Source organism: Herbaspirillum aquaticum (genome assembly GCF_002213425.1).
Lineage (GTDB): Bacteria > Pseudomonadota > Gammaproteobacteria > Burkholderiales > Burkholderiaceae_D > Herbaspirillum > Herbaspirillum aquaticum.
On sequence record NZ_NJGV01000027.1, the window covers coordinates 74,999 to 90,449 of the forward strand.

Below are 15,451 nucleotides of genomic sequence, written 5' to 3' on the forward strand. Positions count from 1 at the left end.
GATGCGCTCGGTGAGCGGATCGCTGCTTCAGGGGGGCGGGTCGGAGGCGTTCAGCGCCGCTGGATCAGCATATGGACGGCCAGCCCGGCCAGCACGCTGCCCATCAGCCAGCGCTGCAGGCGTTGCCAGCCCGGACGGTTCGCCAGCAGGGCGGAGATGGAGGCCGCCGAAAGCGTGATCACCGCGTTCATGCTGATGCCCACCACCAGCTGGGTCAGCCCGAGCGCGAAGGACTGCAGCAGCACGCTGCCGTGGTCGGGCTGGATGAATTGCGGCAGCAGCGAGAGATACATCACCGCGATCTTGGGATTGAGCAGGCTGGTCAACAGCCCCATGCTGAAGAGCTTGCGAGGACTGTCCGGCGCCAGGGTACGCACTGCAAAAGGCGAGCGGCCGCCTGGCTTGAGCGCTTGCCAGGCCAAGTAGAGCAGGTAGAGTGCGCCCGCCAGGCGTAGCGCGTCGTAAGCCAGGGGCAGGGTCATGAGTAGGGCGCTGATACCCAGGGCGGTACACATCATGTAGAACACCAGCCCCAGCGCGATACCGGCCAGCGAGATCAAGCCGGCCTTGCGGCCCTGGCAGACCGAACGCGAGACCAGGTAAAGCATGTTGGGGCCGGGAGTGAGGACCATGCCCAGGCAGAGGGCGGCGAAAGCCAGCAGGGTGGGGGCAGTGGGCATGGCAACAATTCTCTTTCGGTCGGCAGGTGGCGGGCGGCAGTCGATGCCGTGTGAATTGCAAGGCTAAAGCCAGGCCGATCAAGGGAGAAGATACAGAACGTCCTGTTGCATGGCGCAACAGGGAGGGCGCTCTTGTCTGGTGATTCAGCCTGGCTGCCGCTCAATGCGTGGCCAGCATCCGCCGGTATTGCACTGCCTCGGCCACATGCGCCTGCGTGATCATGTCTGACCCCGCCAGATCGGCGACCGTGCGTGCCAGTTTCAATACCCGGTGATACGACCGCGCCGACCAGTTCAGCCGCAGCATGGCGGCCTGCAGCAAGTGGGCGGCGGCCGCGTCGTGCTGGCAATGCCGGTCGATTTCGCCGCCACTGAGCAGGCTGTTGGGTTTGCCCTGGCGCTGGCGCTGCCGTTCAAAGGCGCGTGCGACACGCTCCGCGATGGCGGCGCTGGTTTCGCCCGGTTGCTGGAGGGCCAGTTCGGCCGGGCTCAGGGCGTTGACGTGCAATTGCATGTCGATCCGGTCCAGCAGCGGACCCGACAGGCGTGCCTGATAGCGCTTGACCAGTTCCGGCGTGCAGCGGCAGCGTCCCGAGGGATCGCCATACAGCCCGCACGGACAGGGATTCATCGCCGCAATCAGCTGGAACCGCGCCGGAAACTGCGCCTGCCGCGCGGCCCGGGAGATCACGATGTGGCCCGACTCCATCGGCTGGCGCAGCACATCCAGCACGCTGCGCGGATACTCGGCGATCTCATCCAGGAACAGGACCCCATGATGGGCCAGCGAGATTTCCCCAGGCCGGGGCGTGCTGCCGCCGCCCACCAGCGCCACGGCGGAGGCCGTGTGGTGCGGAGCCCGGTAAGGCCGCTGGCGCCACCGCGCAATGTCGAATCCACCGCTCAAGGATTGCACGGCAGCCGACTCCAGCGCCTCTTCCTGCGTCATCGGCGGCAGGATGCCGGGAAAGCGCGCGGCCAGCATCGACTTGCCCGCGCCCGGCGGGCCGACCAGCAGCATGCTGTGCTGTCCGGCCGCCGCCACCTCCATGGCGCGCCGCGCCTGCAATTGTCCCTTGATGTCGCTGAAATCCGGGTATGGCACCACGCTGCAGGTCGCGCGCGGCACATGCTGCTGCAGGCGGCCAGCGGCATCGCGGCTGCTGAAATGGGTGCAGACCTCCAACAAGGAGCCCGCTGGCAGGATCTGCGCCTGCGGCACCCGTGCGGCCTCGTCCGCATTGGCGGCGGGCAGGATGAAGCTGCGCGGCGGGTCGTCGCCCTGGCTGTCGCGCTGCATGGCGCAGGTCATGGCCAAGGCGCCGCGAATGGGCAGCAGCTGCCCTGACAGCGAGAGCTCGCCCGCATATTCATGCGCGTCGAGCCGGTCGGCGGGGATCTGTTCGGAAGCCGCCAGGATGCCCACGGCGATGGCCAGGTCGAATCGCCCGGATTCCTTGGGCAGGTCGGCCGGTGCCAGGTTGACGGTAATGCGGCGGGCAGGGAATTCAAACCGCGCGTTCTGCAACGCCGCCCGGACGCGATCACGGGCTTCCTTTACCTCGGCTTCCGGCAAGCCGACGATGGTGAAGGCCGGCAAGCCGTTGGCCAGGTGCACCTCAACCGTCACCGGCGGGGCGCTCATGCCGGCCAGGGCGCGGCTGCGCAAGACCGCCAGGCTCATCGCAATGCGCCCGGCAGCTTGTCAGAACAGAGTAGGGAAGGGGGAGGGAAAGAGAAAAGTGTCTGGGCCAGGATCATGGAGTCTGTTTTTGCTGAGCCTCAAGCTCGGCAACACGCGCTTCCAGCGCCTCCAGGCGGGCACGGGTCTTGGCCAATACCTGGGCCTGGACGTCGAATTCCTCGCGCGTGACCAGGTCCAGCTTGGCAAAACCCTGACTCAGCATGGCCTTGACGTTCTTCTCGATGTCCTTGGCCGGAGAGTTCTCGATCGCCTTGTTGATCTTGGATTGCAGGTCTTCAAAAAATGGGGGCTTGTCCATGTCGGATCTCCTTGGCAGATAGCTGTACTGCAAGTTTAGCGGTTTCCCGCCCATCCTCAAACCGCGATGTCCTGTGTAGACCGCATTTTTGTGCACAGGTGCCGGATTAAGGCTGAATTTTCCTTCGGGAAATGCGCCGACTTGGTGATCCGGAAGAGGCCCGCCGCCCGCGCACCAAAATGTGTTTGCCGCGTTCGATGCAGGTTTGACAAAAAACGAAGAATATCGCACCAATCACGTGCATTTTCCCAGCTCATGCACTATTTTGAAGCTGATCTCGAAAAAAATCGTTGCAAATCTCTGGTTTCACGCGAAAACACAAGTCTGCCTTGCCGAATGGACATGGCACGGCTCCTGCTAAAGGTTGGGGGCACAGATAAAAAAGACTTTATTGTTCAAACATAAACCAGAGGGAAAGTCATGAAGAAACTGATTCTTGCAACAGCCATCGCAGCATCCTTCGTTTCTACCGTGGCCCGCGCAGAGGACGCCAAGCCGGACAATGAATTGAGCTTCAACGCCGCCGTGGTGAGCGACTACCGCTACCGTGGCCTGACCCAGACCCGCTTTGACCCGGCCCTGCAGGTTGGTGCTGACTACACGCACAACCCGACCGGCCTCTACGCCGGTACCTGGCTGACCAACATCAAGTGGATCAAGGATGCAGGCACCCTGGCCGGTTCCGACACCAAGGGCAACGTCGAATGGGACATCTACGGCGGCAAGCGCGGTGACATCGGCGGCGGCTTCACCTACGACGTCGGCGGCCTGTACTACTACTACCCTGGCAACAGCCTGGACAAGGTCGCCAAGAACGCCAATACCTTCGAACTCTACGGCCAGGTCGGTTATGGCCCTGCCTACTTCAAGTACTCGCAGTCCCTGACCAACCTGTTCGGCACGCCCAACAGCAAGTACAGCCAGTACTTTGACCTGGGCGCCAACATCGAGACCTACTACGGCGTCATGCTGGGCTTGCACCTCGGTCACCAGAGCGTGCGTGGCAACCCCAACCAGCTGAGCTACACCGACTGGAAGATCGGCCTGTCCAAGACCTTCGACGAAGCGGCCGGCATCACCCTGGGCGTGGCCTACGTGGGTACCGACCTCAAGGATGGCGTCTCCACCACCCCGGCATCGGATGGCTCCAAGAACGTCGGCAAGAACGGTTTCGTCTTCTCCATCAGCAAAACTTTCTAACAAGAGGTTCGTATGAAACTGATCACTGCGATCATCAAACCGTTCAAGCTGGATGAGGTGCGCGAAGCCCTCTCCGCGATCGGGGTGCAAGGCATCACCGTGACCGAAGTCAAGGGCTTCGGTCGTCAGAAAGGCCATACCGAGCTGTACCGCGGCGCCGAGTATGTGGTCGATTTCCTGCCCAAGACCAAGATCGAGGCTGCCGTTGACGACGCCATCGTCGAACGCGCCCTGGAAGCCATCGAGACCGCCGCTCGTACCGGCAAGATCGGCGACGGTAAGATCTTCGTCCAGGATCTGCTGGATGTGATCCGTATCCGTACCGGCGAAACCGGCAAAGACGCTCTGTAAAAAAGGGGAATTCTAATGAGCATGAAGAAAATGTTTTCCGGCGCGCTCGCCATTGGCGCGCTGTTGTTGGCGGTAGGCTTTACCGCTCCGGCCCAGGCGCAGGATGCGCCCAAGCCTGAAGCTGCAGCGGCGGCCGCCGCTGCCCCGGCCGCTGCCGCTCCGGCTGCGCCCAAGGCTGAAGCAGCCGCCCCGGCTGCTGCTGCACCTGCTGCGCCGGCCGCTGCTGCTGCCGCACCGGCTCCGGTCCCCAACAAGGGCGACACCGCCTGGATGCTGGTTTGTACCGCTTTCGTCATCCTGATGACCCTGCCCGGCCTGGGCCTGTTCTACGGCGGCCTGGTCCGCAGCAAGAACATGCTGTCGGTGCTGATGCAGTGCTTCATGATCTTCTCGCTGATCTACATCCTGTGGTTCGTCTACGGCTACAGCATCGCGTTCACCGAGGGCAGCGCCTTCTTCGGCGGCTTTGATCGCCTGTTCCTGCACGGCCTGACCGGTGACTCCAACACCGCCACCTTCAGCAAGGGCGTGGTCATTCCGGAACTGGTCTTCGTCGCCTTCCAGGGTGCGTTTGCCGCCATCACCGTGGCGCTGATCATCGGCGCCTTCGCCGAACGCGTGAAGTTCTCCGCCGTGATCCTGTTCTCGATCCTGTGGTTCACCTTCTCCTACCTGCCGATGGCCCACATGGTCTGGTTCTGGCCGGGTCCGGATGCCTTCACCGATGCCGCTGCCGCTGAAAAGGCGACCGCCATCTCGGGCTGGCTGTTCCAGAAGGGCGCGCTGGACTACGCTGGTGGCACCGTGGTGCACATCAACGCCGCCATCGCCGGCCTGGTCGGTTCCTACGTGATCGGCAAGCGTATCGGTTTCGGCAAGGAAGCCTTCAAGCCGCATAGCCTGACCCTGACCATGGTCGGTGCCTCGCTGCTGTGGTTCGGCTGGTTCGGCTTCAACGCCGGCTCCGGTCTGGAAGCCAACGGCACTGCTGCCCTGGCCTTCGTCAACACCATCCTGGCCACTGCGGCTGCAGTCCTGTCCTGGAGCTTCGGCGAATGGATCGGCAAGGGCAAGCCCTCCATGCTGGGTGCCGCTTCCGGCGCCGTGGCAGGTCTGGTGGCCATCACCCCGGCCGCTGGCTTCGTGGGCGTCATCGGCGCCGTGGTCATGGGCCTGATCGCTGGTCTGCTGTGCCTGTGGGGCGTGAGCGGCCTGAAGAAGATCCTGGGTTCTGACGATGCACTGGACGTCTTCGGCGTGCACGGTGTGGGCGGCATCCTGGGTGCCATCCTGACCGGCGTGTTCGCAGCCCCCAGCCTGGGCGGCACCGGTATCTACGACTACGTGGCCAACGCCGTGGCACCGGATTACTCCATCGGCGGCCAGGTCTGGATCCAGTTCCAGGGCGTGCTGACCACCGTGATCCTGTCGGGTGTGGTCTCCTTCATCGCCTACAAGATCGTCGACGTCGTCATCGGCCTGCGTGTGACCGAGGAAGAAGAACGCGAAGGCCTGGACATCTCCAGCCACGGCGAATCGGCCTACCACTAAGCATCTGTCGTACTGAGTCTGCAGTATTCCTTCGGGGCTGGAAACGGCCTCTTTATAAGGCGCCTTCGGGCGCCTTTTTTCATTTGCGGTCGAAACGGCATGAAGAAGGGATCATACTTGTCACATCATCAAGTTGTCGTTTTTTGGCCATTTCCTTCAGGTAAAGCGGTTTCCTGATGCATTGCCGCGTCGAGGGCGGATAATTCCCGAGTATTTGAGTCGGGCTCTTTAAAATGCCGCCATCATCGCCATGTGAACACTCCCAGCCACGCCTTCGCAGCGACCGTGGACGGGTCCAGGTTTTGCTGAAATGGCAACAGCGGCGTCTACTGCGTTGCAACACGGTTTCAGGAATCCGCTAAAATCGACACTCGCTGCCGGCATTTACATATCGTTAAGGTCTTTTATGGTCCCGCATCTCGTCACCGCTCTGAATGGTCCCCTGCTGGAGCTGGAGAAGAAAATCCTGGGCGCCACGCCGGCCATCGAACGCTGGTTCCGCATGGAATGGCAGGAGCACACGCCGCCCTTCTATTGCTCGGTGGACCTGCGCAACGCCGGTTTCAAGCTGGCACCGGTCGATACCAACCTGTTCCCGGGCGGCTTCAACAACCTCTCGCCGGAAATGCTGCCGCTGGCGGTGCAGGCGGCCATGGCGGCCATCGAGAAATACTGCCCGGATGCGCGCAACCTCTTGCTCATCCCGGAAACCCAGCCCGGCAATACCTTCTACCTGCAGAACATCGGCCGCCTGATGCAGATCTTCCGCCAGACCGGCCTGAACGTGCGCCTGGGTACGCTGGCACAGGGTTCCACCAAGCCGCAGCAGATCGAATTGCCCGATGGCACCCACATTACCCTGGAGCCCCTGGAGCGCTCGGCCAACGGCCGCCGCCTGGGGTTGAAGAACTTCGATCCCTGTACGGTGCTGCTCAACAATGACCTCTCCAGCGGCATCCCCTCGGTACTGGAAGGGCTGCATGAACAAAGCGTCCTGCCGCCGCTGCACGCGGGCTGGGCGCTGCGCCGCAAGAGCAATCACTTTGCCGCCTACGATGAAGTGGTGAAGAAGTTTTCCAAAATGGTCGAGGTCGACCCCTGGATGCTCAACCCGCTCTTCACCAAGGTCAGCGACATCGACTTCCAGGAAAACACCGGCACCGACGCGCTGGCTGACAGCGTGTCCTCGCTGCTGTCGAAGATTCGCAAGAAGTACAAGGAATACGGCATCAAGGAACAGCCTTTCGTCTTCATCAAGGCCAATGCCGGTACGTATGGCATGGGCATCATGGCGGTCAAGGATGCCAGCGAGATCAAGGACCTCAACCGCAAGCAGCGCACCGGCATGCTGGCCGGCAAGGAAGGCCTGGAAGTCTCGGAAGTGATCGTGCAGGAAGGCGTGCACTCCTTCGAGCGCATCAACCAGGCCGTGGCCGAGCCGGTGGTCTACATGATCGACCGCTACGTGGTGGGTGGCTTCTACCGCGTGCACGCCGAGCGTGGCGTGAACGAAAACCTCAACGCCCCCGGTGCGCATTTCGTGCCGCTGGCCTTCGCCCAGCAGCATGCCCTGCCTGACATGCACGCCAAGCCGGGCACGGCCGCGCCCAACCGTTTCTACATGTATGGCGTGGTGGCGCGCCTGGCGCTGCTGGCAGCGTCGGTGGAGATGGAAAAGACCGACCCCAACCCGGAAGTTTATTAATATCGCGCCTTTGCCAGGCCCAACAGGACCCAAGCTCCATGAAAATCGCTTTCCTCGCCGATCCTCTGGATACGTTCAAGACGTACAAGGATTCCACCTTCGCCATGATGCGCGAGGCCGCCCGCCGCGGGCACAGCATCTACGCCTTCGAACAGGGCGACCTGGTGCTGGAAAACGGCCTGGTGACCGCCAATGCCTTCAAGATCACGTTGACCGGCGAGGCCGATGACTGGTACCGCGCCGACAAGCCGGCCTCGTCCTTCCTCTCCGAATTCGATGCGGTGATCGTGCGCAAGGATCCGCCCTTCGACATGGAGTACATCTACACCACCTACCTGCTGGAGCTGGCCGAAAAGCAGGGCGCGCGCGTATTCAACAAGCCGGCCGCCATTCGCAGCCACAACGAGAAGCTGGCCATTGCCCAGTTCCCGCAGTACACCGCGCCGACCCTGGTCACGCGCGACGCCAAGCGCCTGCGCGCCTTCCACGACGAGCACCAGGACGTGATCCTGAAGCCCCTCGATGGCATGGGCGGCATGGGCATCTTCCGCGTCAAGGCCGATGGCATGAACCTGGGCTCCATCATCGAAACCCTGACCGACAACGGTCAACGCACGATCATGGCGCAGCGTTTCATTCCCCAGATCAGCGCAGGCGACAAGCGCATTCTCCTGATCGGCGGCAAGGTGGTGCCCAATGTGCTGGCACGCATTCCGCAGGGCAACGAGGTGCGCGGCAACCTGGCCGCAGGCGGTTTGGGCAAAGCGCAGCCGGCATCGGCACGCGACATCGAGATCGGTGAGGCGTTGGGGCCGATCTTGTATCAACGTGGCCTGTTACTGGTAGGATTGGACGCTATCGGCGACTATCTCACCGAAATCAACGTCACCAGCCCGACCTGCTTCCAGGAAATTACCGAGCAGACCGGGTTTGATGTGGCAGCGATGTTCGTGGATGCGCTGGAGGCAGCCGCAGGGGCAGCAGAGGTAGCAGGGTCGGTCGGATAATGGGATCGACAGAGCATGACGGGCTGCTCGGGGAAAAGCGCGTCGCATCAGATGGCAACAATTCCATGGTTGGTATTCTTCTCTTGACGCACGCCCCGCTGGGGCAAGCTTTCCTGGCCGCCGCCACGCACGTTTTCCGCGGCCGCCCCGAACGGATGGAGGCGATCGACGTGATCGCCGACCAGAACCCGGCAGAAGTGCAAAAACTGGCCATCGAGGCGGTTGAACGCCTCGATGATGGCAGCGGCGTACTGGTCATCACCGATGTGATGGGCGGCACGCCCTCCAACTGTACGGGCTTCCTGTGCGGATTGGGCAACGTCCAGGTGATCGCCGGCATCAGCCTGCCCATGCTGCTGCGGGCGCTGACCTACCGTAACGACACGCTGGATGTGGTGGTTGAAATGGCACTGGCAGGGGGCCAGAATGGTGCGGTGCGGATCGACAACCGCATCCGGGTGGCGGCCTCGGCCTGAACCTTGCCCGCCGGGCTGCATCGAACCGCGCCAACACGATAAAAACGAAAGCAGAACATGATTCAAAAAGAACTGGAAATCGTCAACAAGCTGGGCCTGCACGCGCGCGCCTCGGCCAAGCTCACCCAGCTGGCCGGCAAGTTCAAGAGCGAAGTCTGGCTGACCTTCAACAAGCGCCGCGTCAATGCCAAGTCCATCATGGGCGTGATGATGCTGGCCGCCGGCAAGGGCAGCATCGTCACCCTGGAGACCAACGGCGCCGATGAGCAGGAGTGCTTCACCGCCCTGGAAGCACTGATTGCCGACAAGTTCGGCGAAGGCCAGTAAGCCCCTTCACCGCGCTTGCGGTATTGCGCCGCAGCACCGCGGCGCGGCTGGAATGCTTCTTGCGATATGTCAATGCCCGTGCACTTCCTGTGCGGGCTGAAACAATGTTCATATACGCTGCTTGTCTATCTGTCCTTAGTGTGTCGCGCCCGGTCCTGATTGCCAAACCGCTCTTTGTTCGGTAACTTGCTCCAGCTACCGCGCGCTGGCAACACGGCGGACTATAAGAAAACAGGCAGGAGATACGCGATGGCTTCATTCAGCTTACATGGAATCGCGGTGTCGCAAGGCATCGCCATCGGACGCGCGCACTTGATGGCGCCGGCCGCACTGGACGTCAAACATTACCTGATCGCGCCCGACCAGGTCGAGGCCGAGATCGAGCGCTTGAAGAGCGCGGTCAAGGCGGTGCACCAGGAACTTCATATCATCCGCTCCGAATTGCCCAAGGATGCGCCGCCCGAGCTGGGCGCCTTCATTGATGTGCATTCGCTGATCCTGTCGGACCCGATGCTGGCCGAGGTGCCGCAAGACATCATCCGGCACCGTTACTACAACGCCGAATGGGCACTGGTGACCCAGATCGAGGAATTGTCGGCCCAGTTCGACGAGATCGAAGACCCTTACCTGCGCGAGCGCAAGGCCGACATCCAGCAGGTCGGCGAGCGCATCCTCAAGATACTGACCGGCAGCGCCACCCACCTGCCACCCACCGGCGAGGCCGCCGCCAACATCATTGTCGTGGCCCACGACATCTCGCCGGCCGACATGCTGCAGTTCCGCGAGAGCGCCTTTGCCGGCTTCGTCACCGACCTGGGCGGTCCCAATTCACATACCGCCATCGTGGCGCGCAGCCTGGCCATTCCGGCGGCCGTCGGCATGCACAATGCGTCGGTGCTGGTGAAGCACGATGATGTGCTCATCATCGATGGCGACGCCGGTGTGGTCATCGTCGATCCTTCGCCGCTGGTGCTGGCGCAGTACCGCGCACGGCAGGAAAGGCTGCTGCGGGAGCGGAAGAAACTTTCACGTCTCAAGAAGACCCCGGCCATCACCCAGGATGGCGAGCCGATCACGCTGCTGGCCAACATCGAGCTGCCCAACGATGCTGCCAATGCCTTCGAGGCGGGGGCGATGGGTATCGGGCTGTTCCGTTCGGAATTCCTGTTCATGGGACGGGCCGGGCACTTGGAGAAATTCCCCAGCGAGGATGAGCAGTTCGAATCCTACAAGCAGGCCGTCATCGCCATGAAGGGCAGGGTGGTCACCATCCGTACCCTGGATGTGGGCGCCGACAAGCCGCTGGACGAGGACGAGGAAACCGCCCTGAACCCGGCGCTGGGCTTGCGCGCGATCCGCTATTGCCTGTCAGAGCCGCAGATGTTCCTGACGCAATTGCGGGCCATCCTGCGCGCTTCGGCTTATGGTCCCATCAAGCTGCTGGTGCCGATGATGGCGCACGCCTTCGAGATCGACCAGACGCTGTCCATGATCGAACAGGCCAAGCAGCAGCTGCGCGACCGCAAGCAGAAGTTCGACGAGGACATCCCGGTCGGTGCCATGATCGAGATCCCCGCGGCCGCCTTGGCGCTGCCCTTGTTCATCAAGCGGCTGGATTTCCTCTCCATCGGTACCAACGACCTGATCCAGTACACCTTGGCCATTGACCGCGTGGACCATGAAGTGGCGCATCTCTACGATCCGCTGCATCCGGCGGTGCTGTTCCTGTTGTCGAGCGTGATTTCCCAAGGCCGCAAGGCGGGCATTCCGGTCTCGGTGTGCGGGGAAATGGCCGGTGACCTGAAATGGACCCGCCTGCTCTTGGGCATGGGGCTGCTGGAGTTCTCCATGCATCCTTCGCAGATCCTGTCGGTGAAGAACGAGATCTTGAACAGCGACCTGCGCCTGCTGGAGCCGCAGGTCAAGAAGGTGCTGCGCGCCACCGAGCCGGCTGCCATCAGTGCGGCCATGGCGCAGCTGCAAGCCTTGCATGCCGAGCCTGCCGTGGCTGAAGCCAAAGTGGCCGCGCGCCGCCGCTAGGGCGTATTGAGCCGGGGGAGCCCGTTTGACGGGCCTGCCCGACTTGGGTATTCTTATGCCACTGCGCCGATTTGAACGGTTTGACCAACTTCAGCTTGCGGGCGCCGGGATCCTGATCCCATCTAAATGCGGCTAAAGCGAGCTTGGATCAGCTGTTTCTCCCAAGACTGCCCCGCCCCATCGATGAGTGAGCCCGCAAGCACTGCTTCCGGGCTTTTTTGTTGCCCGCGCACGAAACTGGCCACCCGCCGGCGAAGCGACCGCCAATGCCGCTCCCCGTGAGCCGCCTGGCGCCGAGTCACTTACGCAGAACAATCATGTCGATCGGAATCGTATCGCCCCAGGTCATGCATTTCGCCGAGCCGCTGCCGCTGCAGAGCGGCGCCGCGCTGGCGGACTACTCGCTGACCTATGAAACCTACGGCACCTTGAATGCCGACAAATCCAATGCCGTGCTGGTCTGCCACGCGCTCAATGCGTCCCATCACGTGGCCGGCGTCTATGCCGACGCCCCTGACAACGTGGGCTGGTGGGACAACATGGTCGGTCCCGGCAAGTCGCTGGATACGGATCGCTTCTTCGTCATTGGCGTGAACAACCTGGGTTCCTGTTTCGGCTCGACCGGGCCGATGCACCCGAACCCGGCCACCGGCAAGCCCTACGGTGCGGACTTCCCGGTGGTGACGGTGGAAGACTGGGTGAACGCCCAGGCGCGCCTGGCCGACCGGCTTGGCATTACCTGCTTCGCCGCCGTCATGGGCGGCTCGCTGGGCGGCATGCAGGCGCTGGCCTGGAGCATGATGTATCCGGATCGCCTGCGCCACTGCCTGGTGATCGCCTCCACGCCCAAGCTGTCGGCGCAGAACATTGCCTTCAACGATGTCGCGCGCCAGGCCATCCTGACGGATCCGCAGTACCACGGCGGCGATTTCTATGCGCATGGCGTGGTCCCCAAGAACGGCCTGCGGGTGGCACGCATGGTGGGCCATATCACCTATCTGTCGGACGACGACATGGCCGAGAAATTCGGCCGCGACCTGCGCACCGGCGAATACCAGTTCGGCTACGGCGTGGATTTTGAAATCGAATCCTACCTGCGCTACCAGGGTGACAAGTTCTCGACCTACTTCGACGCCAACACCTATCTGCTCATCACCAAGGCGCTGGACTACTTCGACCCGGCGCGTGAATTCGGCGGTGACCTGGCGCGCGCCTTCGCCCGCACCCAGGCCAAGTTCCTGCTGGTGTCCTTCACCACCGACTGGCGCTTTTCGCCCGAACGCAGCCGCGAGATGGTCCAGGCGCTGGTGGCCAACAAGCGGCGCGTGAGCTATGCCGAAATCGACGCCCCGCACGGACACGACGCTTTCCTGCTGGACGATGCGCGCTACATGAAGGTGGTGCGCGAGTACTACGGAAGTATCTGGACTGAACTGCAGCAGGAGGGCCGCGCATGACTTTCGAACAATTGAGCGCGCTGCGCCCCGACCTGGCCTTCATCGCCCACTGGGTGCGCGAGCAGTCGCAAGTGCTGGACCTGGGTTGCGGCGATGGCGTGATGCTGGACTACCTGCAATCCGACAAGGGCTGCTCGGGCTATGGCGTGGAGATCGACGATGACCAGATCCCCAAGTGCGTGGCGCGCAATGTCTCGGTGATCCAGCAGGACTTGAACGGCGGACTGGCCATGTTCGAGGACAATGCCTTCGATACCGTGCTGTGCCTGTCGGCACTGCAGATGGTCAAGGATGTGGAAGGGACCTTGCGCGAGATCGCCCGGGTCGGGCGCGAGGTGACGGTATCCTTCCCCAACTTCGCCTACTGGCCGCACCGCGTGGCGCTGCTGCGCGGGCGCATGCCGGTGTCCAGGAGCCTGCCCTACCAGTGGTACGATACGCCGAACCTGCGCTGCGCCACGATCAGGGACTTCGAGGCGCTGGCCAACGAGCTGGGCCTGGAGGTGCTGGAATGCGTGGCCTTGAAGGATGGCAAGCCGGTGCGTTACTTCCCGAACTGGCGTGGCAGCCTGGCGGTCTTCCGCCTGCGCAAGAAATAAGCGGAAACCGCAACGCCAGGATTTTGCAAAAAGCTTCACCATCCCCGCAGACGCCGGTCCGGCAGAGCCCACCGCTGGCCACCGGCGTCTTTTTGTTTCACGTTTCGCGTTTTTCGAGCTGATCCGCCCATGACCGCACCCGCCGCTTCCTGGCAGCAATACCTGAACCGGCGCATGCTGATCTGCGTCTTCCTCGGTTTCACCTCCGGCCTCCCGCTGTTCATCCTGCTGAGCCTGTTGCAGGCCTGGCTGGCCAAATCGGGCCTGAACGTCAAGACGCTCGGCCTGTTTGCGCTGGTGATGTTCCCCTACACCTGGAAGTTCGTGTGGTCGCCACTGATGGACCGCTTCCATTTCGGCCGCATGGGCCGCCGGCGCGGCTGGATGGTGTTCACCCAGCTGTTGCTGTTCCTGGCCATTGGCGGCATGGGCATGCTGGATCCCCTCACCGACGTGAGCACGATTGCCTTCATGGCCTCGGTGGTGGCCTTCCTCTCGGCCAGCCAGGACATCGCCATCGACGCCTACCGGCGCGAGATCCTGCCCGAAGCCGAGCTGGGCCTTGGCAGCGCCATCCACGTCAATGCCTACAAGCTTTCCGGCATGGTGCCGGGCGCGCTGTCGCTGGTGCTGGCCGACCAGATGCCCTGGCCGACCGTGTTCTGGATCACTGCGGCCTTCATGCTGCCGGGCCTGCTGTGCTCGCTGGTGGTCAAGGAACCCAAGGTCTACGGCACGCCGCCCAAGAGCCTGAGCGAGGCGGTGGTGCTGCCTTTCCGCGAATTCATCGCCCGCGGCGGCTGGGGCAATGCGCTGTGGGTGCTGGGCTTCATCTTCCTCTACAAGCTGGGCGACAGCATGGCCACGGCGCTGGCCACCAAGTTCTACATCGACCTCGGTTTCTCGATGACCGAGATCGGCGTGGTCTCCAAGACCACCAGCCTGTGGGCCAGCGTGGCCGGCGGCATCATCGGCGGCATCTGGATGGTGCGGCTGGGCATCAATCGCGGGCTGTGGGTGTTCGGGGTACTGCAGGCGGTACCCATCCTCGGTTTTGCCTGGCTGGCCCACGTCGGCGCCAACCTGCCGGTGCTGGCGGTGGTGATCGGGCTGGAGGCCTTTGGCGTCGGGTTGGGGACCACGGCCTTTGTCGCTTACATCATGCGCGAGACCGATCCCCGCTACACCGCCACCCAGTTTGCGCTGTTCACCAGTTTGATGGCCGTGCCTCGGACTTTCGTGAATTCTTCGGTGGGATACATCGTCGCCGACACCGGCTGGTTAAATTTTTTTCTAATTTGTTTCGTTCTGGCCTTGCCTGGAATGCTGATGTTGCCTAGAATTGCGCCCTGGAATGAAAAGCCGGTTGAGTCGCAGACACAAAAAGCCTGAAGATTCGAAAAAACGTCGCGGGTCGTTCCTCTGAGCAATATCCGGCAGTTGATAAAATATTTTGCCTTGAAGCGAAAATTTAGTTGACAGTCCAGAGATGTTCCTCTATAGTTTTGAGTTCCCTGCACGGAGAGGTGGCCGAGTGGTTAATGGCAGCAGACTGTAAATCTGCCCTCTTACGAGTACGCTGGTTCGAATCCAGCCCTCTCCACCATTAGGCCGGGAGTCAAAGCAGTCTGCAGTACATACGCGATCGAAAGACGCGGCGGTTGTGAAGTGAAAGTTGTTTCCTCGCGGGTGTAGCTCAATGGTAGAGCTGAAGCCTTCCAAGCTTAAGACGAGGGTTCGATTCCCTTCACCCGCTCCAAGTTTTGGTCCGGTTGCATGTTTGGTTGTTGTGCAGTCGGAAAAATGCCCTTGTAGCTCAGTGGTAGAGCACTCCCTTGGTAAGGGAGAGGCCACGTGTTCAATCCACGTCAAGGGCACCAGTTTCTCGTCGTATCGCTGACAAGTCAGTAATCAGTCGGGCGTGTTGCCTGGACATTCTCATCAAATTTAGGAGTCTAAGATGGCAAAAGGCAAGTTTGAACGGACCAAGCCGCACGTGAACGTCGGCACCATCGGTCACGTTGACCACGGCAAGACCACCCTGACCGCTGCAAT

At 62.1% G+C, this 15,451-nt stretch carries 15 protein-coding genes and 3 tRNA genes; 15 read left to right on the forward strand and 3 right to left on the reverse strand.

The features are described 5' to 3' along the window. Positions 1–50 precede the first annotated feature (50 nt). The 3 genes from CEJ45_RS22020 to CEJ45_RS22030 form a co-directional block, all read right to left on the reverse strand. A complete protein-coding gene (locus CEJ45_RS22020) occupies positions 51–680 on the reverse strand; it encodes a LysE family translocator (RefSeq protein WP_088757189.1) in 630 nt (209 codons plus the stop codon). Positions 681–840: 160 nt separating this feature from the next. Next, entirely contained in the window at positions 841–2,364 is a 1,524-nt protein-coding gene (locus CEJ45_RS22025) for a YifB family Mg chelatase-like AAA ATPase (protein ID WP_088757190.1), read from the reverse strand. 73 nt (positions 2,365–2,437) lie between these two features. Then, positions 2,438–2,683, reverse strand: coding sequence for an accessory factor UbiK family protein (locus CEJ45_RS22030; protein WP_008334075.1), 246 nt, complete (start codon positions 2,681–2,683; stop codon positions 2,438–2,440). A 420-nt stretch (positions 2,684–3,103) separates the two neighbouring features. Between CEJ45_RS22030 and CEJ45_RS22035 the strand changes: the two genes are divergently transcribed. The 15 genes from CEJ45_RS22035 to CEJ45_RS22105 all read left to right on the forward strand — a co-directional run. Then, entirely contained in the window at positions 3,104–3,883 is a 780-nt protein-coding gene (locus CEJ45_RS22035) for a TorF family putative porin (RefSeq protein WP_088757191.1), read from the forward strand. Positions 3,884–3,895: 12 nt separating this feature from the next. Beyond that, entirely contained in the window at positions 3,896–4,234 is a 339-nt protein-coding gene (locus tag CEJ45_RS22040) for a P-II family nitrogen regulator (protein ID WP_006713297.1), read from the forward strand. Positions 4,235–4,249: 15 nt separating this feature from the next. Next, positions 4,250–5,785, forward strand: coding sequence for an ammonium transporter (locus CEJ45_RS22045; RefSeq protein WP_088757192.1), 1,536 nt, complete (start codon positions 4,250–4,252; stop codon positions 5,783–5,785). A gap of 406 nt (positions 5,786–6,191) precedes the next feature. After that, a complete protein-coding gene (gene gshA, locus CEJ45_RS22050) occupies positions 6,192–7,490 on the forward strand; it encodes a glutamate--cysteine ligase (RefSeq protein ID WP_088757193.1) in 1,299 nt (432 codons plus the stop codon). A gap of 38 nt (positions 7,491–7,528) precedes the next feature. Continuing rightward, a complete protein-coding gene (gshB, locus tag CEJ45_RS22055) occupies positions 7,529–8,497 on the forward strand; it encodes a glutathione synthase (RefSeq protein WP_088757194.1) in 969 nt (322 codons plus the stop codon). Between the two features lie 65 nt (positions 8,498–8,562). Beyond that, the gene (locus tag CEJ45_RS22060) at positions 8,563–8,973 is read left to right on the forward strand and encodes a PTS sugar transporter subunit IIA (protein WP_186450237.1); all 411 of its coding nucleotides are present in this window, start codon (positions 8,563–8,565) and stop codon (positions 8,971–8,973) included. Between the two features lie 57 nt (positions 8,974–9,030). Then, positions 9,031–9,300, forward strand: a complete 270-nt coding sequence (locus CEJ45_RS22065; protein ID WP_034335020.1) for an HPr family phosphocarrier protein — start codon at positions 9,031–9,033, stop codon at positions 9,298–9,300. A 249-nt stretch (positions 9,301–9,549) separates the two neighbouring features. Then, positions 9,550–11,340, forward strand: coding sequence for a phosphoenolpyruvate--protein phosphotransferase (gene ptsP / locus CEJ45_RS22070; protein ID WP_088757196.1), 1,791 nt, complete (start codon positions 9,550–9,552; stop codon positions 11,338–11,340). A gap of 317 nt (positions 11,341–11,657) precedes the next feature. Further along, on the forward strand, positions 11,658–12,797 hold the full coding sequence (metX, locus tag CEJ45_RS22075; RefSeq protein ID WP_088757197.1) for a homoserine O-succinyltransferase MetX: 1,140 nt from the start codon (positions 11,658–11,660) through the stop codon (positions 12,795–12,797). Beyond that, a complete protein-coding gene (gene metW, locus CEJ45_RS22080) occupies positions 12,794–13,396 on the forward strand; it encodes a methionine biosynthesis protein MetW (protein ID WP_088757198.1) in 603 nt (200 codons plus the stop codon). Before metX ends, metW begins: the two co-directional genes overlap by 4 nt. A gap of 129 nt (positions 13,397–13,525) precedes the next feature. After that, positions 13,526–14,788, forward strand: a complete 1,263-nt coding sequence (locus tag CEJ45_RS22085) for an AmpG family muropeptide MFS transporter (protein WP_088757199.1) — start codon at positions 13,526–13,528, stop codon at positions 14,786–14,788. 128 nt (positions 14,789–14,916) lie between these two features. Next, a tRNA-Tyr gene (locus CEJ45_RS22090) sits at positions 14,917–15,002 on the forward strand. A 79-nt stretch (positions 15,003–15,081) separates the two neighbouring features. Then, positions 15,082–15,155: transfer RNA gene (locus CEJ45_RS22095), tRNA-Gly, on the forward strand. Between the two features lie 46 nt (positions 15,156–15,201). Further along, positions 15,202–15,276, forward strand: a tRNA-Thr gene (locus CEJ45_RS22100). Between the two features lie 80 nt (positions 15,277–15,356). Next, the coding region (locus CEJ45_RS22105; RefSeq protein ID WP_005434227.1) for a GTP-binding protein at positions 15,357–15,451 on the forward strand (95 nt) is incomplete at its 3' end.

What these genes read in the sequence shown, in the direction of transcription:
- CEJ45_RS22020 (WP_088757189.1), bottom strand. Translation starts at nt 680, where the DNA reads ATGCCCACTGCCCCCACCCTGCTGGCTTTCGCCGCCCTCTGCCTGGGC.
- CEJ45_RS22025 (WP_088757190.1), bottom strand. Translation starts at nt 2,364, where the DNA reads ATGAGCCTGGCGGTCTTGCGCAGCCGCGCCCTGGCCGGCATGAGCGCC.
- CEJ45_RS22030 (WP_008334075.1), bottom strand. Translation starts at nt 2,683, where the DNA reads ATGGACAAGCCCCCATTTTTTGAAGACCTGCAATCCAAGATCAACAAG.
- CEJ45_RS22035 (WP_088757191.1), top strand. Translation starts at nt 3,104, where the DNA reads ATGAAGAAACTGATTCTTGCAACAGCCATCGCAGCATCCTTCGTTTCT.
- CEJ45_RS22040 (WP_006713297.1), top strand. Translation starts at nt 3,896, where the DNA reads ATGAAACTGATCACTGCGATCATCAAACCGTTCAAGCTGGATGAGGTG.
- CEJ45_RS22045 (WP_088757192.1), top strand. Translation starts at nt 4,250, where the DNA reads ATGAGCATGAAGAAAATGTTTTCCGGCGCGCTCGCCATTGGCGCGCTG.
- gshA (WP_088757193.1), top strand. Translation starts at nt 6,192, where the DNA reads ATGGTCCCGCATCTCGTCACCGCTCTGAATGGTCCCCTGCTGGAGCTG.
- gshB (WP_088757194.1), top strand. Translation starts at nt 7,529, where the DNA reads ATGAAAATCGCTTTCCTCGCCGATCCTCTGGATACGTTCAAGACGTAC.
- CEJ45_RS22060 (WP_186450237.1), top strand. Translation starts at nt 8,563, where the DNA reads ATGGTTGGTATTCTTCTCTTGACGCACGCCCCGCTGGGGCAAGCTTTC.
- CEJ45_RS22065 (WP_034335020.1), top strand. Translation starts at nt 9,031, where the DNA reads ATGATTCAAAAAGAACTGGAAATCGTCAACAAGCTGGGCCTGCACGCG.
- ptsP (WP_088757196.1), top strand. Translation starts at nt 9,550, where the DNA reads ATGGCTTCATTCAGCTTACATGGAATCGCGGTGTCGCAAGGCATCGCC.
- metX (WP_088757197.1), top strand. Translation starts at nt 11,658, where the DNA reads ATGTCGATCGGAATCGTATCGCCCCAGGTCATGCATTTCGCCGAGCCG.
- metW (WP_088757198.1), top strand. Translation starts at nt 12,794, where the DNA reads ATGACTTTCGAACAATTGAGCGCGCTGCGCCCCGACCTGGCCTTCATC.
- CEJ45_RS22085 (WP_088757199.1), top strand. Translation starts at nt 13,526, where the DNA reads ATGACCGCACCCGCCGCTTCCTGGCAGCAATACCTGAACCGGCGCATG.